The sequence below is a fragment of the Pseudomonas sp. AO-1 genome, assembly GCF_019775695.1.
In the GTDB taxonomy this organism is placed as follows: domain Bacteria; phylum Pseudomonadota; class Gammaproteobacteria; order Pseudomonadales; family Pseudomonadaceae; genus Aquipseudomonas; species Aquipseudomonas parakoreensis.
Genome location: NZ_CP079947.1, coordinates 1,599,611 through 1,622,962, shown reverse-complemented (window position 1 = coordinate 1,622,962; position 23,352 = coordinate 1,599,611). Strand labels below are relative to the sequence as shown.

General features: G+C 61.5%; 13 protein-coding genes. 8 read left to right on the top strand and 5 right to left on the bottom strand.

Features of this window, described 5'->3' with window-relative positions; genetic code table 11:
- Positions 1–339: 339 nt before the first annotated feature.
- Positions 340–699: a PilZ domain-containing protein gene (locus KVQ82_RS07480; RefSeq protein ID WP_222018538.1), complete on the bottom strand. Its 360-nt coding sequence runs from the start codon at positions 697–699 to the stop codon at positions 340–342.
- 229 nt (positions 700–928) lie between these two features.
- Positions 929–1,315, bottom strand: coding sequence for a tol-pal system YbgF family protein (locus KVQ82_RS07475; protein ID WP_047296095.1), 387 nt, complete (start codon positions 1,313–1,315; stop codon positions 929–931).
- Positions 1,316–1,487: 172 nt separating this feature from the next.
- Here KVQ82_RS07475 and pyk point away from each other — a divergent pair, with 172 nt between their 5' ends.
- Positions 1,488–2,939: a pyruvate kinase gene (pyk, locus tag KVQ82_RS07470; RefSeq protein WP_041068487.1), complete on the top strand. Its 1,452-nt coding sequence runs from the start codon at positions 1,488–1,490 to the stop codon at positions 2,937–2,939.
- A 204-nt stretch (positions 2,940–3,143) separates the two neighbouring features.
- Here pyk and KVQ82_RS07465 read toward each other — a convergent pair whose 3' ends face one another.
- The 3 genes from KVQ82_RS07465 to KVQ82_RS07455 all read right to left on the bottom strand — a co-directional run bounded on the left by KVQ82_RS07465 (position 3,144) and on the right by KVQ82_RS07455 (position 6,129).
- Positions 3,144–3,893 (bottom strand): enoyl-CoA hydratase-related protein, encoded by a 750-nt coding sequence (locus KVQ82_RS07465; RefSeq protein ID WP_198758904.1) that lies wholly within the window; start codon positions 3,891–3,893, stop codon positions 3,144–3,146.
- Between the two features lie 201 nt (positions 3,894–4,094).
- Positions 4,095–5,030, bottom strand: coding sequence for an iron-sulfur-binding ferredoxin reductase (locus tag KVQ82_RS07460; protein ID WP_222018537.1), 936 nt, complete (start codon positions 5,028–5,030; stop codon positions 4,095–4,097).
- Entirely contained in the window at positions 5,023–6,129 is a 1,107-nt protein-coding gene (locus KVQ82_RS07455) for a GGDEF domain-containing protein (RefSeq protein ID WP_108183636.1), read from the bottom strand. The genes KVQ82_RS07460 and KVQ82_RS07455 overlap by 8 nt, the downstream gene beginning before the upstream one ends.
- Before the next feature lie 449 nt (positions 6,130–6,578).
- Between KVQ82_RS07455 and KVQ82_RS07450 the strand changes: the two genes are divergently transcribed.
- From KVQ82_RS07450 to KVQ82_RS07420, 7 genes are all read left to right on the top strand, one after another.
- Entirely contained in the window at positions 6,579–8,102 is a 1,524-nt protein-coding gene (locus tag KVQ82_RS07450; protein WP_027612504.1) for a fumarate hydratase, read from the top strand.
- 170 nt (positions 8,103–8,272) lie between these two features.
- A complete protein-coding gene (locus KVQ82_RS07445) occupies positions 8,273–12,811 on the top strand; it encodes a SpvB/TcaC N-terminal domain-containing protein (RefSeq protein WP_222018536.1) in 4,539 nt (1,512 codons plus the stop codon).
- The gene (locus tag KVQ82_RS07440) at positions 12,811–15,588 is read left to right on the top strand and encodes an RHS repeat domain-containing protein (protein ID WP_222018535.1); all 2,778 of its coding nucleotides are present in this window, start codon (positions 12,811–12,813) and stop codon (positions 15,586–15,588) included. The genes KVQ82_RS07445 and KVQ82_RS07440 overlap by 1 nt, the downstream gene beginning before the upstream one ends.
- A 26-nt stretch (positions 15,589–15,614) precedes the next feature.
- Positions 15,615–18,437, top strand: a complete 2,823-nt coding sequence (locus tag KVQ82_RS07435) for an RHS repeat domain-containing protein (RefSeq protein WP_222018534.1) — start codon at positions 15,615–15,617, stop codon at positions 18,435–18,437.
- Between the two features lie 78 nt (positions 18,438–18,515).
- Complete coding sequence (locus KVQ82_RS07430; RefSeq protein ID WP_222018533.1) at positions 18,516–20,276, top strand: ATP-binding protein; 1,761 nt, start codon at positions 18,516–18,518, stop codon at positions 20,274–20,276.
- Positions 20,276–21,607, top strand: a complete 1,332-nt coding sequence (locus KVQ82_RS07425; RefSeq protein ID WP_222018532.1) for a sigma-54 dependent transcriptional regulator — start codon at positions 20,276–20,278, stop codon at positions 21,605–21,607. Before KVQ82_RS07430 ends, KVQ82_RS07425 begins: the two co-directional genes overlap by 1 nt.
- A gap of 322 nt (positions 21,608–21,929) precedes the next feature.
- Positions 21,930–23,249, top strand: coding sequence for an MFS transporter (locus tag KVQ82_RS07420; RefSeq protein WP_198758911.1), 1,320 nt, complete (start codon positions 21,930–21,932; stop codon positions 23,247–23,249).
- The last annotated feature ends 103 nt before the right edge of the window (positions 23,250–23,352 follow it).

Here is a 23,352-nt window from a genome sequence, read left to right as displayed (position 1 = left end):
CTATCCCCGCACTCGATGGTGGCTGTCACAGGTCGCCTTCGGGCGCGCCGGTTTTGGGTGATGGTTTCCCCCGGTCGACTAACCTGCGTCCAGCCGCCACCCTCGCGCAATTCCGTGGATCGCGGCATGCAGATGTTTCCCGTTGCGGCGGAGAAGACCCTGGACAGTGAGCGGGCGATTGCTGTGGGTTAGCTCATGAATAGACGTTGTCTGGGCTGATGCATTCGCGGGCAAGCCCGCTCCCACAGGGATTTGTGGTGTCCACAAACGCTTTGATCAACCGAGGACACTGTGGGAGCGGGCTTGCCCGCGATGGCAATCGTGCGAGCGCCGCCGAAGTCAGGCCGAAGCCGGCAATGGCTGGAAGCTGAAGTACTGACGCAGCGCCTCGACCAGTTGCCCGTATTCCGGAGGCGGGCGTTGCAGGCTGAAGCCGGCGTCGTAATGCAGCGGTGTTGCGTCTTCCTGGCACCACAGGCAACACGCGTTGAGGTCGATCACCTGCTGGCAACCATCGCTGGCAGGGATTTTCAGGCGTAGACGGAATTCGGCGCCGAGCATCATCGGCAACTGACTGATGAGCATCAGCCCGTCTTCGGACACGTTGCCCAGAAAACCGATGGGTTTGTCGGTGACGCTGTTGTACACCCGGAGGAAGTACGGCAGTTGATGCCGTTCGATTCGGCGGTCAGTAAACATGCGCAGTACGCCATGCAAGGCTCCACTACAGAGCCGCACCTTTGCTTCGGAACGGGCCCGTCTCGCAGACACGCTCTCCCCGCTCCCGGTGTGACGGTCGCCAATACGCCATCACCTCAACCTCTACCAGTCGCAGGTGTTGCCTCGGTTCGGGCGCCAGGCGCCGAACCGGATCAATGGACTATAGCTCAGCTTGTACAGTCGGCCAGCGTTTGTATGACACCCGGCATCAGAAGCGTTGCGGACCTGGCACGGCCGCTGCGCTGCGCGTCGGGTAATGGCCCAGGCTCTGCAGGGTTTCCAGCCGCGCGCGAGCGCGGAAGGCGTATTCGCTGTTGGGGTACGAGGCGATGATGAACTGGTAGGTCTGCGCCGCGTCGATGTACATCTTTTGCCGTTCCAGGCACTGACCGCGCATCATCGACACTTCCGGCCACACATACGGGCGGGCCCGGCTGGCGCGTTCGACCTTGGACAGTTCGAGCATCACCTGCTCGCAATTGCCCCGGTCATAGGCGCTGTAGGCGTTGTTCAGATGATGGTTCATCGACCAACGGGTGCAGCCCGTGACGGCGAGGACGCTAAGGGCAAGGGCGGCAATGGGCACGAATCGCATGGGGTATTCTCCTGTCTTGTGATCATTATCGACCTCGGGCGAGAAATCTTCAGAGCCCTTTGCTCCGATTGTCGCGTTCAATAAAGAAAACAATAAGTAGTGCAAACGAACAATGACTACACCCAAAGAGCGTAGTAGCCTCTGCGAGCGCTTGAACCTGAGGAGTCTTTGCATGTCCGTCCGTCGTACCAAAATCGTCGCTACCCTTGGCCCGGCCAGTAACTCGCCGGAAGTTCTCGAACAGCTGATTCTGGCTGGTCTGGACGTCGCCCGTCTGAACTTCTCCCACGGCACCCCCGACGAGCACAAGGCTCGCGCGAAGCTGGTGCGTGACCTCGCGGCCAAGCACGGCCGCTTCGTCGCCCTGCTGGGCGACCTGCAAGGCCCGAAAATCCGTATCGCCAAATTCGCCAACAAGCGCATCGAGCTGAAGATCGGTGACAAGTTCACCTTCTCCACCAGCCATCCGCTGACTGAAGGCAACCAGCAAGTGGTCGGCATCGACTACCCGGATCTGGTCAAGGACTGCGGCGTGGGCGACGAGTTGCTGCTCGACGATGGTCGCGTAGTGATGCGCGTCGAAACCGCCACCGCGACCGAACTGCACTGCATTGTGACCATCGGCGGCCCGCTGTCCGACCACAAAGGCATCAACCGTCGCGGCGGCGGCCTGACCGCGCCGGCCCTGACTGAAAAAGACAAGGCCGACATCAAGCTCGCCGCCGAAATGGAAGTCGACTACCTCGCCGTGTCCTTCCCGCGTGATGCGGCGGACATGAACTACGCCCGTCAACTGCGCGACGAAGCCGGCGGCACTGCCTGGCTGGTGGCGAAGATCGAACGCGCCGAAGCCGTGGCCGATGACGAAACCCTCGACGGTCTGATCAAGGCCTCCGACGCCGTCATGGTTGCCCGTGGCGACCTCGGTGTGGAAATCGGCGACGCCGAGCTGGTGGGCATTCAGAAGAAGATCATTCTGCACGCACGCCGCCACAACAAAGCGGTGATCGTGGCGACCCAGATGATGGAGTCGATGATCCAGAACCCGATGCCGACCCGCGCCGAAGTGTCCGACGTGGCCAACGCCGTGCTCGACTACACCGACGCCGTGATGCTGTCTGCCGAATCCGCTGCCGGCGCTTATCCGCTGGAAGCCGTGCAGGCCATGGCGCGCATCTGCGTTGGCGCCGAGAAGCACCCGACCAGCAAGACCTCCAGCCACCGCATCGGCAAGGAATTCGAGCGCTGCGACGAGAGCATCGCCCTGGCGACCATGTACACCGCCAACCACTTCCCGGGCGTCAAGGCGATCATCGCGCTGACCGAGAGCGGCTACACCCCGCTGATCATGTCGCGTATCCGTTCGTCGGTGCCGATCTACTGCTTCACCCCGCACCGCGAAGCCCAGGCCCGCGCGGCGATGTTCCGTGGCGTGTACACCGTACCGTTCGATCCGGCTTCGCTGGCCCCGAACGAAGTCAGCCAGAAAGCCATCGACGAGCTGGTCAAGCGCGGCGTCGTGGAAAAAGGCGACTGGGTCATCCTGACCAAGGGCGACAGCTACCACACCACCGGTGGCACCAACGGCATGAAGATCCTGCACGTGGGCGATCCACAGGTCTGAGTGATTCGCTGAAAACCAAAAGCCCCGGCATGTGAGTGCCGGGGCTTTTTGCATTCTGATCCAACAGATTTTGTATCGGCTCTGGCCTCATCGCTGGCAAGCCAGCTCCCACAGGGCTAGGCGGTGATCACAGATCTTGCATCCACCACAAAAACTGTGGGAGCTGGCTTGCCAGCGATGAGGCCAGCCCGGCCAGCGAAAATCTCAATGCCGCTTGATAAACCCGGTCAACGCCGCCAACGCCTCCGGCGAGCGCAAGCGCTGAGTAAACAGCGCGCCCTCCTCCTCGATCACCTTACGGATCAAGTCGCGATCCGGCGCCTTCATCAATTGCTTGCTGATGCGCACCGCGTCCGGCGGCAATTCATCGAAACGCAACGCCATCTCCCGCGCCTTGTTCAGCGCCGCTTCGCCGCTGCCCAGCGCCTCGCTGGCGATGCCCCACTGCGCCGCTTGCTCCCCGCTGAAGCCTTCGCCGAGCAACAACAACTCGGCCGCTTTGGCCTGCCCGAGCAAACGCGGCAGGATCAGGCTGGAACCGAACTCCGGGCACAGCCCCAGGTTGACGAACGGCATGCGCAACCGCGCATCGCGGCTGACGTAGACCAAATCGCAATGCAGCAGCAACGTGGTGCCGATGCCCACCGCCGCGCCGGCCACGGCGGCGATCACCGGTTTGCGGCATTCGAGCAGATTGAGCATGAAGTGGAACACCGGGCTGTCGAGGTCGCTCGGCGGTTGCTGGATGAAGTCGGCGATGTCGTTGCCGGCGGTGAAGCATTCGGCGCTGCCAGTGATCAGCACGGCATTGATTTCAGGATCGCTGTCGGCCTGCTTCAGGGCCTCGGCAAGGCGACTGTACATCGCGCGGGTCAGGGCGTTTTTCTTGTCCGGGCGGTTGAGGCGCAGGGTAAGCAAGCCGCGTTCGCGTTCCAGCAGGATGGCTTCGGTCATCAGCGTTACTCAACATTAAAAAGGGCTGACAAAGTTCTTTTGTGGTGAGGCTGGATTGCTGTGGTGAGCCAGAACTCCTGTGGTGAGGGGATTTATCCCCGATTGAGTGCGCAGCGCTCAGAAAAACTGGGGGCCGCTGCGCAGCCCATCGGGGATAAATCCCCTCACCACAGGAGTTCACCTTCACACGAGATTCAGCGCTTAACGGCGGGACAAAAACACATCGGCCAGCAGTTGATTGCGCGGCAGTCCGGCCAGGTACAGACGCTTGGCAAACGCATCGACGCTGGCCGTTGAGCCGCAGACTAAGGCCAGGGTCTGCCGGGAAACAAGGCGCAGTTGCGCCAAAGCGGCGGCTGACTCGGCCGCCGTCCATAGCTCGACGCTGAGGTTTTCGCGCTGCGCGGCGAGCGCCGCCAGGGGTTTGGCCAGATAGTGCTCGCGCGCGTCATGGGCCAGGTGAATGACGCGGATGGCGCCCTGGTGATCCTGACGCAAGGCTTCGCGCAGCACGCCGAACAATGGCCCCAGCCCGGTGCCGGCGGCCAGCAGCCACAGCGGGCGCGCGTGCCAGTCCGGGTCGTAATGCAGGGCGCCGCCGCGCAGCTCGCCGAGGCGGATCAGGTCGCCGATCTGCAGGCGCCGCGCCGCATCGCTGAATTCGCCGGGCTGGCGACAGTCGAGGTGGAATTCGAGATAGCGGTCTTCCTGCGGCAGGCTCGCCAGCGAATAAGGCCGGGCGATGTGGTTGATCCACAACACCAGATGTTGCCCGGCACTGTAGCGCAGCGGTCGTTGTGGGGTCAGGCGCAAACGCAGGACGTTGTCACTGAGCCAGTCCAGCGCCTCGACCACCGCCGGGCGACCGTCAGTGAGCGGGTCGAAGGTGTGTACCTGCAAGTCTTGCGTGACCTGGCACTGACAGGCCAGCCGCCAGCCTTCCTGGCGCTGTTCAGCACTCAAGGCGTCCGGGCGACTGTCGGCGGGCAAGCCGTTCACGCACTGCACCAGACAGGCATGGCAACTGCCGGCGCGGCAGCTGTAAGGCACCGCGACGCCGTGCTGATTCAGCGCGTCGAGCAAATTGCTGCCCGCCGACACCGACCATTGCCGGTCACCGACCCGAAGTTCAGGCATCCACATTCTCCCACGCCGCTGCACAACGATTGCGCCCGTCGCGCTTGGCCCGGTACAGCGCCTGATCGGCGCGCTGCAAGGCGTCGTCCAGATCATCGCCCAGTTCCAGCAGGGTCATGCCCGCCGACAGACTGAGGTTGCGCACATTCAGCCCCACCAGTTCAACATCAGTGAAAGCAATGCGCAGGCGTTCACAACAAGCCGTCAGGCGTTCGGCATCGCAGTCGGGCAGCAACACCACGAATTCCTCGCCACCGTAACGCGCCAGCACGTCGCCGTCACGCAGACAGGCACCCGCCACGCCAGCGAAGGCCTGCAACACCTGATCGCCGGCGGCATGGCCGTGCAGATCGTTGATGCGTTTGAAATGGTCGAGATCGATCAGCGCCAGACCGTGAACCACACCCGGCTCCATGTCGTCGAGTTCGCGGGAAGCCAGACGCAGAAAATGCCGGCGGTTGAACAGCCCGGTCAACTCATCGGTGGCCACCAGATCTTCGAGCTGGCGCATCATGCCGCGCAAGGTGTCCTGATGCGCCTGCAGGGCAAACCGGCGCTGGCGCATGCGTTGCCGTGAGACCTGGACAAAGCGTGCGTAAATCACCAGCCAGGCCAGGACCATCGCCAGAATGCACACCTGCAACGCCGCCATTGCCGGATCCGGCAGACGGAAGTGGTAGCCGTCCCAGAGAGTGATCGCACAGAAACTGAAGAACACCAGCAGCGCGCAACGAATGAACGCGCGCCGGGATAAATGAAACAGGCCGAACAGCAGGATCAGCACGTAGAACACCAGAAACGCGCCACGTGCTTCGTCCAGATGAGCGATCAGCCAGGTCTGCCAGCCGAGCCCGAGCAGCACTTGCGCTTCGGTCAGGCTGGGGTCGGCAAAGCGCTGATTGTGCCCGGACCAGAACAGCGCAAACAACGTGGCCTGGCAGATCACCACCAGCGCGCTGCCGATGGCCACACTGTTCAATGATTGCGGGTAATGCCCGGTAAAAAACGCCAGCCACAGCAGCAGCAAAGCCAATCCATAGGTGGCCGCAGCGAGGGCGAAGCGTTTGAGCAAAAGACGTTGAATGGCGTTATGGGTCAATCGTTGACTCACCGTGCGATAGGAGGCTGACCGAGTGTCCTACTCTACAGACCGGATGCCACTTTAGAGGGGCGGTCGATAAATGACCACCGATTTTCGGCGCCAAAAATTGACGTCAAATGCATGACCCATCAATGCCCCATGAAGACCTGTGGTGAGGGGATTTATCCCCGATGGGGCGCGAAGCGGCCCCCTGTAATCCCTCAGACAAACCGGGTGCACAGGATTTACGGCTGCTGCGCAGCCGACCGGGGATAAATCCCCTCGCCACAATGTTTATCCGACCAAAAGCCAATGTGTGCCCACCACCGAGGCGCGGTATACTGCCGCGCCTTTTTAGCGTCGCGCCAGCAGCCCCGGCGTGCCTTGAAAGGTGCTTGCAACCGACCGATGCACCCAAGCTGCAAGCACCTTATTGAATGTTCCCGTCTTTTAGAGGAGCGCGACTCATGACCGTGATCAAGCAAGATGACCTGATTCAGAGCGTTGCCGACGCCCTGCAATTCATTTCCTACTACCACCCCGTGGATTTCATCCAGGCGATGCACGAAGCCTACCTGCGCGAAGAATCGCCAGCGGCCCGTGATTCGATCGCGCAGATCCTGATCAACTCGCGCATGTGCGCCACCGGCCACCGTCCGATCTGCCAGGACACCGGCATCGTCACCGTGTTCGTGCGTGTGGGCATGGACGTACGTTGGGATGGCGCGACCATGAGCCTGGACGACATGATCAACGAGGGCGTGCGCCGCGCCTACAACCTGCCGGAAAACGTCCTGCGTGCCTCGATCCTCGCCGACCCGGCGGGTGCTCGTAAAAACACCAAGGACAACACCCCGGCGGTCATCCACTACTCCATCGTCCCGGGCAACACCGTGGAAGTGGACGTGGCGGCCAAGGGCGGCGGTTCCGAGAACAAGTCGAAAATGGCCATGCTCAACCCATCCGACTCGATCGTTGACTGGGTGCTGAAGACCGTTCCGACCATGGGCGCCGGCTGGTGCCCACCGGGCATGCTGGGCATCGGCATCGGCGGCACCGCCGAGAAAGCCGCGGTCATGGCCAAGGAAGTGTTGATGGAGTCCATCGACATCCACGAACTCAAAGCCCGTGGCCCGCAGAACCGTATCGAAGAGATCCGTCTGGAGCTGTTCGAGAAGGTCAACCAGTTGGGCATCGGCGCCCAGGGCCTCGGTGGCCTGACCACCGTGCTCGACGTGAAGATCATGGACTACCCGACTCACGCCGCCTCCCTGCCGGTGTGCATGATCCCGAACTGCGCCGCCACCCGTCACGCGCACTTCGTGCTCGACGGCAGCGGTCCGGCCTCGCTGGAAGCGCCATCGCTGGACGCCTACCCGGAAATCGTCTGGGAAGCCGGCCCGTCGGCCCGTCGCGTCAACCTCGACACCCTGACCCCGGAAGAAGTGCAGAGCTGGAAGCCGGGCGAAACCGTCCTGCTCAACGGCAAGATGCTCACCGGTCGCGACGCGGCGCACAAGCGCATGGTCGAGATGCTGAACAAGGGTGAAACCCTGCCGGTGGATCTGAAAGGTCGCTTCATCTACTACGTCGGCCCGGTGGATCCGGTCGGTGACGAAGTGGTGGGCCCGGCAGGCCCGACCACCGCGACGCGGATGGACAAATTCACCCGTCAGATCCTGGAGCAGACCGGTCTGCTGGGCATGATCGGCAAGTCCGAACGTGGCCCGACCGCGATCGAAGCGATCAAGGACAACAAGGCTGTGTACCTGATGGCCGTGGGCGGCGCCGCTTATCTGGTGGCCCAGGCCATCAAGAAATCCAAGGTGCTGGCCTTCGCCGAACTGGGCATGGAAGCGATCTACGAGTTCGAGGTCAAGGACATGCCGGTCACCGTCGCAGTGGACAGCAACGGTGAGTCGGTACACATCACCGGCCCGGCGATCTGGCAGCAGAAGATCGCCGAAAGCCTGGCGGTAGAAGTGCAGTAAGCGTTTCACAGCCATGAACAAGGCCGGCCCGTCCTGTGACGAGCCGGCCTTTTTTGTACCCTGCACATCAATAGCCCTTTGGCACCTGTCAGATCTGACAGGTTACGTACTTCCCACTTGTTGGTAGCGTCTGTGCACTCACGTGTGTCACGTGTGCAATGGATCCGACCATGGCCGATCAAGAGCTGAGCATCATCACCCCGTCCATCGCCAGCAGCGCGTCGATCACCACCATCGGCAAAAGCTGGGGAGCGGTCGGTGCGACCGGCGCGGCTTCATTTGAACTGCCGCTGCCTTTGTCCGCCGGACGCGGCTGGGATCCCGAACTCACGCTGACTTACAGCAGCCAGGCCGGCAACGGGCCGTTCGGCATCGGTTGGAGCCTGGGCATTGGACAGATCAGCCGTCGTACTCAAAAAGGTGTACCGCGTTATAGCGATCTCGATGAAATCATCGGTGACGACGGTGAAGTCTGGCACCCCGAACTGAACAGTGATGGCACACCAAAGTCACGTGTAGAAGACAGCTACAACGCCATTCCCGTCGGCGCTCATAACGTGGTGCGCTTCTGGCCACGGGTAGAGAGCGACTTTACCCTGCGCGAACGCTGGCAGCCCGTTGCTGCGCAGGGTGAACCAGAGGAGCCACCCTTCTGGCTGATCCACGGCGCGGACGGTTCGCTGCACGTATACGGCAAGACCAGCGCCTCGCGCCGGGCCGATCCGGACGATGCACATCGCGTCGGCAGTTGGTTGCTGTGCGAGAGCATGAATCCGCTTGGCGAGCACATCTGCTTCGCCTATCTGGCCGATGATCAGGACCTCGACCCGATTCACGATTACCGCGCCCAGCGTTACTTGCACGCGGTGTTCTATGGCAATGTCAGCGCCAGCCAGCATTTGTACAGCTGGACCGTGGACGATCCGGCCGAACTGGATTGGCATTTTCATCTGTTGCTCGACTACGGCGAGCGCACCCGTTCACTGACGGAAGCTCCGGTGTACGCTGGCGACAGCCTGGCTGTCTGGGATAAACGCCGGGATCCGTTCTCCACCTTCGGTCAGGGTTTCGAGCTGAGCACGCGGCGCCTGTGCCGACAAATCCTGATGTTCCACAACTTCTCGCGACCTGCCGATGAGGATCCACTGCTGGTGCGGCGGCTGCTGCTCGAATACCCGTCGCCCTCTGATCCGTGGACTTACAACCGGATCAACGCCGCTCACTATCAGGCCTTCGATGCCAGCGGCGCGCTGGAGACGACACCGCCGGTGGAGTTTGACTATTCGCCCTTCGAGATCAATAAAATCCCCACACAGATATTCGCCGAAGACACTGTGCCAGGCATCGAGGATGGGCAGTTTTACCAGTGCGTCGATCTGTACGGCGAAGGTGTACCGGGATTTCTCTGCCGCTACGAGCAGTGCTGGTATTACCGCGAACCGCTTCGTGCAATCGCGGGACCTGACGCCATCACCTATGCGCCCTGGACTGAACTGGAACAGATCCCGGTGGCCAGACGCGACGGCGCCGCCCGGCAGATCTTGCTCGACCTGACCGGCAACGGACGACTGGACTGGAGCGTTGCCCAACCGGGCATCAGCGGATATCGCACGTTGAATGCCGACCGCAGTTGGGCGCCATTCATCGCGTTTAACGGCATGCCGCTGGAGTTTTTCAACACACTTTCGCAGCTCGGCGACCTGGTCGGTGATGGCCTCAACTCACTGGCACTGATCGGTCCGCGCGCGGTGCGCTTGTATGCCAACCGCCGGGAGCAGGGATTTTCCAGCGCCGAAGACGTGCCTCGCGAAGACGATGAGGACAGCCTGCCGCTGTTCGGCAACGCCCCCACAGAACTGGTGTTTCTGGGCAACATGCTCGGCAGTGACATGAGCGAGCTGTGCCGGATCCGGCACAACGAAATCAAATCCTGGCCCAATCTGGGGCATGGCAAATTCGGCCAAGGCCGGGTGATCAGTGCCCTGCCCTTCCTGTATGGCGAATTCAACGTCGAACAACTGCGGATCGCCGACATCGACGGCTCCGGCGCACCGGCCTTGTTTTATCTGAAAACCGCCGGCTTCGAGATCTACCTCAATCGCGGCGGCAATGGCCTGGAACAGACGCCCGTCTTCGTGCCGTGGCCGGAAGGCGTGAGTTACGACCGCCTGTGTCAGGTCACTTTCGCCGATCTGCAAGGGCTGGGTTGTGCCAGCCTGATCCTGACGGTGCCGCACATGACCCCGCAGCACTGGCGCTACGACTTCGTCGCGGCCAAGCCTTACTTGCTGACCGCTAGCAACAACAACATGGGCTGCGCCACGCAAGTGGTCTATCGCAGCTCTGCCCAGGAATGGCTGGATGAAAAGCAGCAGTGGCTCACCGATCATCCCGGAGAAATACCGGTCTGCCATTTACCGTTCGCGGTTCAAGTCGTCAGCCGGCAACGCCAACTGGATGAAATCACCGGCAATTGCCTGACGCAATCGTGCCTCTATCGCGAAGGCGTCTACGACAGTATCGAGCGTGAGTTTCGAGGTTTCGGTCACCTGCAGCAGAGCGACAGTGAACGTTCGGCGGGCGATGACGACGTTGGCTTCACAGCACCGGTGCGGGTCTGTACATGGTTCTTGACCGGGCAGGCGATGGATCGGTCAAGGCACGGCTACTTCGACGGTGACCGTGACGCAGTTGATTTGCGACCCACCGTCTTCAGTCGCTATCACCCCGGCGATGAATACGATGAACCCGTAACGCCAGAGGACGAAGGCGTACGCCATGCAATCGCGCGCGCGCTGGTCGGCGCCGTCGCCCGCATCGAAACCTGGACCGGCACTGACGAGCCGGCCAATACACGGCTCTGTGCGGTAGAAGAGTTTCGCTATCGGGTACGAGATGTCCAGCCCACAGGTCGGCAGGGAGCGGCAGCCGTGCTGCTGGTGCAGCCCCTGGAAAAACTCAGCTATCAGTACGATGGTTTCATTGACGACCCGTTGTGCCGGCATGAAGTGTTGCTTGCCAGCAGCGAATACGGCCACGCCACGCACAGCCTGACCATCAGTTATGCACGACGGCGCCTGCCCGGTGATCCGCCGCCTTTCAGCGACCCCGACGAGCAACAGTGGTGGCGGGACGCGCATGACCCGGCGCAGCAGTCGTTTTATATCAACGAAACGCGCGCGCGCGCGATTGATCTGGACGACAAGCTCTATCAATGGCGGCTGGGCCTGCCCTGGCAGCAACGCAGCAATGCGCTGGCGCTGCCCAAAGGTGATCTGCCGTCGGGCCTCAATCCGCAACAGGTGACATGGGATTTACTCAAAGAGCATGTCCGCTCGCCCGAGTGGAATGCCCTGCGGGTGCTGAGCGGACAAACCGTGCAGCGCTATATCGAGACAGAAGACGGCAGTCCGCTGCCCGACGGTACAGCCGGGTTCGAAGCGCTGAAAGCGCCGCTGGAAATGGCCAGCTTTGACAAGACGGCCCTCGCCGCCTACGACGTTGTGCCGCCACCGTTCGATATCCTGCAGGAGCTGGCGAACATCGGTTACACACCGATGGCGTTGCTGTTCGAAGACTCGGCGATCAATGCGGACGCAGAAAGCCTCTGGTCCGCGCATTACAACTACGCGAAGTACGCCGAGGCCAAGGATTTCTTCCGGGTCCTTGAGTACCGCGAAACCCTGAGCCACGGCTGGACCGAGGCGCAATATGACGAGTATCGCCTGTTGGTCATCAGCGTCGAACTGCCGGATGGCTGCATCACCCGCTGCGAATACGATCGCCATGCCCTGCAGCCCGTGCGCATCATCGATGCCAACGAGAACATTCAGGAAGCACTTTACGCACCTTCTGGCCAACCTTTTGCGGCCAGTTTCCATGGCACAGAAAACGCTGTCGCTGCCGGTTTTCGACCGCTCGACGAATACGTCCGCCCAGTAGATCCAGGCCCGGACGCCGCCATCGCCAACCCGCAAGCGACCGTCCAAAAAGCGGCCAGCACCTTGCACAGGGATTTGTTCAGCTGGATGGGACGGTTGCCTGCGACGATCAACGCAACGCCGCAGCTGCTTGACCAATGGCTGGCCAGCGGCGATGTCTTGCCGAGCCTGCACATTCGCGCCAGCGCGCGCCGACGGCTCGCGCAATTGACGGCGCCGACACCCGCCGAACAGGCACTGCGTGAGCTCATCGACGCGGTTGCGCGCACACCGGTGCACAGCGTGACGCTGAGTGCCGACCGTTACCCCGATGATCCGGTGGCGGCACAAGTGCAGATCATCATCAGCTACGTGGACGGCTTTGGCCGCGCGCTGCAAACCCTGCAACGGGTCGAACCCGGAATCGCCTGTGCGGTGGCCGCTGATGGGTCGCTGATCGTCGATCGCGGACAGCTGCGCGAGGAACACGCCGAGTCACGCTGGCGGGTCAGCGCCCGGGTCGAATACAACAACAAGGGCCTGGCGGTGCGGCAGTTCCGGCCGTTTTTTGCCGACACTCACGGCTACGTCAATGATCAATCGCTACGACGGTACGGCTACTTCGATCAACTGTTCTATGACCCGCTCGGGCGTCCGATCAAGTTGATCAACGCCAAGGGCTATTTTTCTCGCGAGACTTATCATCCGTGGTATCAGACCAGTGAAGACTTCAACGACACCGACGAATCCGTCGAGTCGAAGCCGGCATCCCCCTGGACCCTGCACTGATGAACGCCAATCTCCATCGGCGCACGCCGTCGCTCCTCGTGATCGACAGTCGCGGCTTGCCGCTGCGTCAGGTTGCCTACCTGCGCGCACTGGCCGATGAACCGGCCGTGGCCTTGGTGACGCGGCAACAGCACGATATGGCCGGGCATCTGGTGGCGCAGTTCGATCCACGCCTGAACGGTCCGACTATCACCCACCTCAACGACCTCAACGGCCAGCCACTTAAGGTCAGCAACGTCGATGCCGGCTGGCGCCTGAGTCTGCCCGGGTTGGCCGGGCAAATCTTGCAGCGCTGGGACGCACGCGGCGTGCACTGGCGCAACCGCTACGATGAGTTGCTGCGCCTGGTGTCGATCAGCAACAGCGCCGACCCGCTCAGCGACACCTTCACCTATGCCGATGCCAGTGCCCCGACCGATCACAATCAGCGTGGACGATTGCTGGAACAGCTCGACCCGTCCGGCCCCCTGCACCTGGACAGCTACAGCCTGACCGGTCAGTTGCGGTGTGAACGGCGCACCTATACCGATGCCCGGGAATTTGTCACCCAGCGCATCTTCAGCCCGCTGGACGCGGTGCTGGAACAGACCGACGCCGGCGGCCACCGTCAGCAATCGCGCTATGACCTCGCGGGTCAGCTCAAGCATCTGCAACTGCAGTTGGCCGGACACAACACGTGGCAAGCGGTATTGCTCGACGCGCACTTCAACGCCGCCGGACAGATCATCGCGCAGCATGCCGGCAATGGTGTCAGCCGCTACTGGCGTTATGAGCCGGACACCGGGCTTGTGCAACGGCAATGGGCACAGAAAGGTGCGCAGCAGCCCCTGCAGGACTTCGAGCATGAATACGACCCGGTCGGCAATCCGACCCGGATCCTCGACCACGCTTTCACGCCCAGCCATTTCGCCAATCAGCGGGTCGACGGCGAACGCACCTTCAGCTACGACTCGCTGTATCGGCTGATCAGCGCCAGCGGTTACGACGACGCTGCCCCCGACGACCTCCCCGGCCGACCGCAACCGAGCGATCCCAACGACCGGCGCAATTACCTGCAGACCTACCGCTACGATCACGGCGGCAACCTGACGCAACTGTGTCATGTGCGCGACGGCGCCTGCCAGACCCGGTTGATGCGTATCGATGCTGCGAGCAATCGCGGTGTGCGCTGGAAAGAAGGTGACCCCGCTCCGGATTTCGCTCAGCTATTCGACCGCCACGGCAACCTGATGGCCCTGCAACCGGGACAGACATTACGCTGGGACGCCCGCGATCAACTGGCCTCGGTGACCCTGGTCCAACGCGAAAACGGCGCGGATGACGCCGAGTTTTATCACTACAGCCAAGGCGTGCGCGTGTACAAACGCCACGACACCTACAGCGGTTCTACCCGGCATTTCCACGAAGTGCGCTACCTGCCCGGACTGGAGATCCGCAGCAAGGACAACGCAGAGCAATTGCACGTCATCAGCCTCGCCAGCGGCGGCAGCCATGCCGTTTGCCTGCATTGGCTCAGCGGTAAACCGCCGGGCGTTGCCGACAACCAGTTGCGTTACACCCTCAATGATCACTTGGGCTCCTGCGTGATGGAACTGGACCAGCAGGCGCGCTTGATCAGCCACGAAGGCTATTACCCGTTCGGTGCGACCGCGTGGATGAGCGCGAACTCGGCTGTTGAGGTTGACTACAAGACGCTGCGCTATTCAGGCAAGGAAATGGATGTCAGCGGTTTGTATTACTACGGTGCGCGGTATTACGCGCCGTGGTTGCAACGATGGGTCAGTGCGGATCCGGCGGGAGATGTCGATGGGCCGAACCGGTTTGCGTTCGTCGGTAACAATCCGCTGCGCTATGTGGATCCTGACGGAAACAACAGAGCGGAAAGTGTGATCATGCTGTATTCAGCCTTTCTTTCAAGGGTCCAGGGACACTCCACGCAGGTGGCGGGGCAAATCCACAACATTCTCCATGAGGAGGGTGTGGCAATGAATCTGGCACTGAACATGGGAGGCGAAGTCGTGAGAGGGGTCGTCGGCTATGAGGGCGGTGTTGCAGGCGGCAAGCAGGTTGACCTGATCATGCCCAATGTGCCTGGCACCACACCCTACACCACCACCGGAGGCGTGATCGGCGGCAATATCGGCGGCGACTCTGCCACGGCCATGATCGATCCGATAGCCAACAGCGCAGGTTTCAGAACGGGCCCACTGATTCCGCAAACCTCGCAGATCTCGGTCAAGGCTATTGATCACGGGCTGGGCATCAGAGAGGGCGCCAAGGAAATCAACTCTTGGCGAGACGTGAAGGACAACCTGATTCATCCGGGCCTTGATGCGGTACTCAACCCCTCCTTCGTGATGGGCCGGCTCATGGCTTCGTGGATATCGATCATCCCCGCAGCACTGAACATGTTTGCCCGGGCAATAGAAGCAGAAGACATCAAAAACCGCCTTGATCCGGTAAAGATCAAGAAAATAGACACAATGCTCGATGACTGGAAATCGGCGGTAGAACAACGCGCCGGCTGGGCTGAAAATGCATTCGATGCGCTGGGCACCGATATCGTTTACCCGGCCAACTCCCTGCCGAACATCAACCATATGACATCGGCAGAAACCCTGACTCCCATCTCTCGCTCAGACCTGCGTCGTTTGACCCGTTTTACGCTGTCCAATATCAAGCGCTCTCAAGACATGATGACGGCGTACAAAGCGATGGGCACTACTGACAATCAGTTCTTGCTGGCGCAGCGCCGAACCCGGAAAAAGGCAGCCTGAATGATCCGTTTCACGGAGGGGCGGGCATGAGTCCTTCAGTGCACTGGCGAACGCCCACCCTGTCGGCTCACGACCCCAGGGGGCTGCCGGTCAGAACCGTTGCTTATCTGCGGGCGGTGGTGGACGCCGAAGTCCAATGCCGGATCACCCGCCAATGTTACGACCCCAACGGCCGTCTGATCGAACAATATGACCCACGGCTCCCAGTGCCCTGCCTGACCACCGCCTACCGTCTGGACGGCGAACGACTGAAAGTCGACAGCATCGATTCCGGCTGGCGCGTCAATCTGCCCGGTCTGGCCAATGAAGTGTTGCAACGCCACGACCAGCGCGGCAAGCAATGGCGCTATCGATACGACCCGATGATGCGGTTGATCGCCGTCACTGAAAATGCGCAAGACGATGTCGAGCGCTACAGCTATGCCGACCACAATGCCGACCCCGGGCATAACCTGCGCGGTGAGCTGAGCGAAAGCGCCGACCCGGGCGCCACGGTGGTGGTCGACGGATACAACCTGCATGGCAAGGCCTTGGGTGAAACCCGTACGCTGTCTGGCGAGACGGCAGCGTTCATCACTCGTATGGATTTCGACGCGCACGGCAATGTGGTGCAAGTCACCGATGCCGGTGGTCACCGACAACGCTCGAGCTACGATGTCGCCGGCCAGTTAAGTCGGGTATCGCTGTGGATAGCCGGGGCTGACGCGGCACAACCGGTGCTCGACGCTGCCACGTACAACGCCTCCGGCCAACCGCTGGAACAACTGGCCGGCAATGGTGTTCGCAGCCGCCGCGCATACGATCCCGCTGACGGTCGGCTGCTGAATCTGCTGGCCGGCAAGGATCAGGAAAAACCGCTGCAGGACTTGCGCTACACCTACGACCCGGTCGGCAATGTCCTGCGTATCGAAGACCGCACCCTGGCCACGGTGTATTTTGCCAATCAGCGCGTCGATGGCGTCCGTCTCTTTGTCTACGACTCGCTTTATCGTTTGATCGAAAGTCTTGGCTTCGAAGGCGAGATCCCGCAGCAGTCGCCCGGTTTGCCGCAACCGATCCAGCCTGTCGATCCAGGACGACGCTACAACTACACCGAACATTATGCATATGACGCGGGAAACAACCTCGTCGAGCTTGTGCATGTGCGCGAAGGCCACAATTTCACTCAACTGATGAAGATCGACCCGAACAGTAATCGTGGGGTGCGCTGCAAACCCGGCGATCCCGACCCGGTGTTCAGCGATCACTTCGACGAGCACGGTAACCAGTTGAGACTGCAACCCGGCGCTCAGCCTCTGGCGTGGGACAGTCGGGATCAACTGATCCGCGTTACCTTGCTGCAACACAGCAACGGCTTGCCCGACGACGTTGAAACCTACCGTTACAGCCAAGGTGAGCGCATCTACAAGTGCGCGCTAAGCCACACCCCGTCCGTCACCCACCGTCACGAGGTGCGCTACCTGCCAGGCCTGGAAATCCACAGCCGCAGCGACGGCCAGCAACTGCATGTCATCATTCTTCCAGGGGCGCGTTGCCTGCACTGGCTCAGCGGCCGACCGCCCGGCATCGAAGCCGATCAACTGCGCTACAACCTTGATGACCATCTTGGTTCTTGCGCACTGGAGCTTGATCGGCAGGCTGACGTCATCAGCCTGGAGCATTACTACGCATTTGGTGGAACCGCCTGGCTGGCAACTCGCTCGACACTGGAGGTCGGCTATAAAACCATTCGCTATTCAGGCCGGGAAATGGACAGCAGCGGCCTTTACTACTACGGCGCACGCTATTACGCACCGTGGTTGCAACGCTGGGTCAGCGCTGATCCGGCCCTGGATATCGACGGGCTGAACCTGTATGCCTTTGTCGCCAACAATCCGATTGGCCACATCGACACCGACGGCCAGACCTTGGACGGGTTTCTCGAAACACCCGCTCAGCGCGATCAGAGAAAGGCACTGAGCAAAGAGGAAAAACAGAATTACCGGGCTCGGGCCAACCTGTCGCATCAGGTCGAACGTCACCTGAACATTCTGGCGCTGTCGCTGCGTCGCGGTCTGGATGCCCAGCAACAGGTACTCAACCAGCGCTCGACGGGGCAATTTGCCGGGGCCGTCCTGCGCCGCACCGGTGTACACCTGGCCGGACAAGTCGTGGCCTATGGTGGCGGCATTCTGGTCGGTATTCTCTTCCAGGCGCTGGGCGCCGCCGCCCCCGGCGTGGGCAATGTCCTGGGGGCCGCGATGGGCATTGGTGCAAAGAAACTGATCAGCGGGTTGTGGGATTACGCCGCAGAACGCACCGGCGCCAGCGCTTCTGTGAAATTCAAGGCCAGCCGCCTGTCCAAGGAAAAAATCGTCGAGAAAGCCGAATATAAAACCATGGCACCGGTCCATTACCTGCAGCAAAAGTACGCGAAAATGATCCCCGATACGCAGAAGGGCGTGCTCAAGGGCTCCAAGGAAGTGGCGTCCACGCTCATCAGTGTTGGCGCCAAAGAAATGCTGCCGCAAGCCGCCGCTGAAATCAGCGCCACGGCGGGTGCGATGTTGGGCGCAATTGAAATAGGCCATGAAATCGCCGGAGCCAGTCATGAGCTCAGTGCTCAAAAAATAGCCAAGGGCATCGCCAATGCGAGCGGGTTGATCGATTATTTATCCGCCAACATGCTCGATATCGAAAAAGCCTTCGAGGGCGCAGGCATGACGGCAATCAATACCTATGGGCTATTGGGCCGAAACGAAGGCAATACACCGCACAATCTATGGTATGCCACGGCGGCCGTGATCAACGAGCTGGATTACACGCGCACTATATTGCGCTCCAGATCCCGTCAGTTCACTACGGTCTGATCTGCTGACACATGAAGCGAACAGGATCGCCGGCCCCATGCTATCGTGCCCGCCCGTCCCCTTATCCATCAGTCCAGCATGCTGCCGACTTCTCGTACCCTGCGTTTGTCGTTGTACACCCTGCTGATCATTGCCGGTGCGGCCATCGCCGCGACCTTTGCCATCCGCCACGCCGAGCGTCAAGCGCTGGAGGAAGACGCTACCCGCGCCAGCCAGCAATTGGCGCTGTATGCCAACTCACTGCATACCCTGATCGACCGCTACCGCGCTCTGCCCGCCGTGCTGGCGCTGGATCCGCAATTGCGCGGCGCACTGGCCGGGCCGGTGGGTGCGGAGCAACAGAACGCGCTGAATCTGAAACTGGAGCAAATCAACGGCGCCGCGCAGTCCTCGACCCTTGAACTGCTCGATCACACTGGCCTCGCGGTGGCCGCCAGCAACTGGCGCCTGCCGAGCAGTTACGTCGGCCACAACTACGGTTTTCGTCCGTACTTCAGCCAGACCCGCACTCAGGGCAGCGGGCGCTTTTATGCGGTGGGCGTGACCAGCGGCATCCCCGGATATTTTCTGTCCAGCGCCGTGTTGGGCGACAACGCCGAGTTCCTCGGGGCGATGGTGGTCAAGCTGGAGTTCCCCGAGCTTGAACGCGAATGGAGCCAGGGCAGTGACACGCTGCTGGTCAGCGATGCGCGCGGGATCATCTTCATCGCCAACCAGCCCGGTTGGCGCTATCGCTCGTTACGGCCGCTGGATAGCCGCGACATGGCCGAGATCAAGCGTACACGGCAGTACGACAAACAGTCGCTGGTCCCGCTGACGCATCTGTCGCTGCGTCACTTCGACGACAACAGCGACTTGCGCCGGGTCGAAGGCCCGGACGGAACAGCGGATTACTTGTGGGAATCGCTGCCGCTGACCACCGAAGGCTGGACCCTGCACCTGCTGCGCCGCCCGCAAGTAGCCTTCGAAGACTTGCGCAACGCCGGGCTGGCCGCTGCGGGTGTGTGGCTGGCGTTGGTGTTTTTGCTGCTGTTCCTCAATCAGCGCTGGCGCCTGTCGAAAGTCCGCCAGCGCAACCGCGAAGAACTCGAACAATTGGTAGAGGAACGCACCCGCGACCTGCGCACCGCGCAAGACGGTCTGGTGCAATCGGCCAAACTGGCGGCGCTGGGGCAGATGTCCGCCGCACTGGCCCACGAAATCAATCAACCGCTGACCGCGCAACGCATGCAACTGGCGACCCTGCGCCTGCTGCTCGAGCATGGCCGTGTCGATGACGCCTACAAGGCGCTCAAACCGGTGGACGACATGCTCACGCGCATGGCGTCGCTCACCGGCCACCTGAAAACCTTCGCCCGCAAAAGCCCCAGCGGTCTGCGCGAACGCCTGGATCTGGCGACGGTGGTCGATCAATCGCTGCAATTGCTCGACGCCCGACTGCGCGACGAACAGGTCAGCCTGGTGCTGCACCTGACGCGTCCGGCCTGGGTGCGGGGTGATGCGATCCGCCTCGAACAGGTGCTGATCAACCTGCTGCGCAACGCCCTTGATGCGATGCAGGGCAAACCGTGCAAGCGTCTGGAAATCCGCCTGGAAGCCGACGAACAGCTGTGGCGCCTGAGTGTGATCGACAATGGCGGCGGGATTGCCGAAGAACACCTGAATCAGGTGTTCGACCCGTTCTTCACCACCAAACCGGTCGGCGACGGTCTGGGGTTGGGGCTGGCGGTATCCTTCGCTATCGTGCACGAATCCGGTGGGCGTCTGAGCGCGGAAAATGGCGAAGCCGGCGCGATGTTTGCCCTGACCCTGCCGATCGATCTGGAGGCACACCTCTGATGCTCAATTCAGTGATGGTGGTCGATGACGAAAGCAGCATTCGCAACGCCGTGGAGCAATGGCTGAGTCTTTCGGGGTTCGAGGTGCAGCTGTTCAGCCGCGCCGAAGATTGCCTCGCGGCCCTGCCGGCGCACTTTCCCGGGGTGATCCTCAGCGATGTGCGCATGCCCGGTCTCAGTGGTCTGCAGTTGCTGGCCGAAGTGCAGAAACGTGATGCCGATCTGCCGCTGATTCTGCTGACCGGCCACGGCGATGTGCCGATGGCGGTCGAAGCCATGCGTGACGGCGCCTACGACTTCCTCGAGAAGCCGTTCAGCCCGGACACCCTGCTTGGCAGCCTGCGCCGCGCGCTCGACAAGCGTCGGCTGGTCCTGGAAAACCGCGCCCTGCACGCGCAGGCCGACCACCGCGCCCGCCTCGACGCGACGCTGCTCGGCGTGTCCCGTGGCATGCAGACCTTGCGCCGCCAGGTGCTGGATCTGGCGGCGCTGCCGGTCAACGTGCTGATCCGTGGCGAAACCGGCAGCGGCAAGGAACTGATCGCCCGCTGCCTGCATGACTTCGGCCCGCGCGCTGACAAGCCCTTCGTGGCGCTGAACTGCGCGGCGATTCCCGAGCAGTTGTTCGAAGCCGAGTTGTTCGGTCACGAAAGTGGTGCGTTCACCGGAGCGTCCGGCAAGCGTATCGGCAAGCTGGAATACGCCGACGGCGGCACGCTGTTTCTCGATGAAATCGAAAGCATGCCGCTGGCCCAGCAAGTGAAATTGCTGCGGGTGCTGCAGGAACAGAAGCTGGAGCGCCTCGGGTCGAACCAGAGCATTCGTGTCGATCTGCGGATTGTCGCCGCGACCAAACCGGATCTGCTGGATGAGGCCCGGGCCGGACGTTTTCGCGAAGACCTGGCGTATCGCCTGAACGTCGCCGAGCTGCGTCTGCCGCCGCTGCGTGATCGGCGCGAAGACATCCCGCTGCTGTTCGAATCTTTCGCCTTCAGCGCCGCCCAGCGTCTGGGCCGCACCTTTGCGCCTCTTTCCGGAGCGCAATTGAGTCACCTGCTCAGCCACGACTGGCCGGGCAACGTGCGGGAACTGGCGAACGTTGCCGAGCGGCAGGTGCTGGGGCTGGATGAGCCGGTGCAGGGCATCGACCCCGGCCAATCCCTCGCTGCGCAGCAGGAAGCGTTTGAAGCGCAGTGCCTGCGTGCGGCGTTGACCCGGCACAAGGGCGATGTGAAAGCGGTGCTGGAAGAATTGCAGCTGCCGCGCCGCACCTTCAATGAAAAGCTGCAGCGGCATGGGTTGAATCGGGAGATGTTTGTTTCGGGCAGCTGAGTTTTGCAGTGTCTGATCGGGCCTCTTCGCGGGCAAGCCACGCTCCCACAGGGTTTTGTGCTGAACACAGAATGTGTGAACACCACCGACCACTGTGGGAGCGGGCTTGCCCGCGAAGAGGCCCGCACAGGCAACATTTATCCATCAGCCTGAATGAGCGACTTTCCGCTCACCACAACTCAGACCTAAGCGGATTTCCGCTCATTAAATCCCGCCACCCCGTCTAAACCGCCCCTCTCGCCGTTGGCACAGCTCCTGCTATAGCCCCGGCAGGCTGCGTTTTAACGCGCTCCACAAAAACAATTAAACGAAGGATCCTTCAATGGATAACTCCAACGCCCTGCCCCTTGGGTCGGCTGCCGCGCCCGCCAAAACAAGAACCACCGCCAGCCGGATCAAATCGATCTTCAGCGGCTCGGTCGGCAACATGGTCGAGTGGTACGACTGGTACGTCTACGCTGCCTTCTCGCTGTACTTCGCCAAGACTTTCTTCCCCGCCGGTTCCACCACCGCGCAACTGATGAACACCGCCGCGATCTTCGCCGTGGGCTTCCTGATGCGTCCGATCGGTGGCTGGCTGATGGGCCTCTACGCCGACAAGGTCGGTCGCAAGAAAGCCTTGATGGCCTCGGTCTACCTGATGTGCTTCGGCTCCTTGCTGATCGCCCTCAGCCCGAACTACGAAACCATCGGCATCGGCGCGCCGATCCTGCTGGTGTTTGCCCGTCTGCTGCAGGGCCTGTCAGTCGGTGGCGAATACGGCACCTCGGCCACCTACCTGTCGGAGATGGCGACCAAGGAACGTCGCGGTTTCTTCTCCAGCTTCCAGTACGTGACCCTGATCTCTGGCCAGCTCATCGCGCTGGGTGTGTTGATCGTGCTGCAGAACCTGCTGACCACCGAACAGCTGTACGCGTGGGGCTGGCGTATTCCGTTCGCCATCGGCGCGCTGTGCGCGATCGTTGCGCTGTATCTGCGTCGCGGTATGGAAGAAACCGAATCGTTCACCAAAAAAGAAAAGTCCAAGGAAAGCGCCATGCGCACCTTGCTACGCCATCCGAAAGAGCTGTTGACTGTGGTCGGCCTGACCATGGGCGGTACGCTGGCGTTCTACACCTACACCACTTACATGCAGAAATACCTGGTGAACACCGTCGGCATGAGCATCTCCGACTCCACCACCATTTCCGCGGCCACGCTGTTCCTGTTCATGTGCCTGCAACCGATCATCGGTGGCCTGTCGGATAAAATCGGTCGGCGTCCGATCCTGATCGCTTTCGGTGTGCTCGGGACGATCTTCACCGTGCCGATCCTGATGACCCTGCACACCATCCAGACCTGGTGGGGCGCGTTCTTCCTGATCATGGCCGCACTGATCATTGTCAGCGGCTACACCTCGATCAACGCCGTGGTGAAGGCCGAGCTGTTCCCGACCGAAATCCGCGCGCTGGGCGTCGGCCTGCCGTACGCACTGACCGTGTCGATCTTCGGCGGTACCGCCGAATACATCGCACTGTGGTTCAAGAGCATCGGCATGGAAACCGGTTACTACTGGTACGTGACCGCGTGCATCGCGGTGTCGCTGCTGGTGTACATCACCATGAAAGACACGCAGAAACATTCGCGGATCGTGACGGACTGATCGGGTTTTCACAGCCACTGCAATGGTGGCTGTGGTGGCCTCATCGCTGGCAAGCCAGCTCCCACAGGTTCAGGTGGTGCACACAGATTTGGTGAACATCACC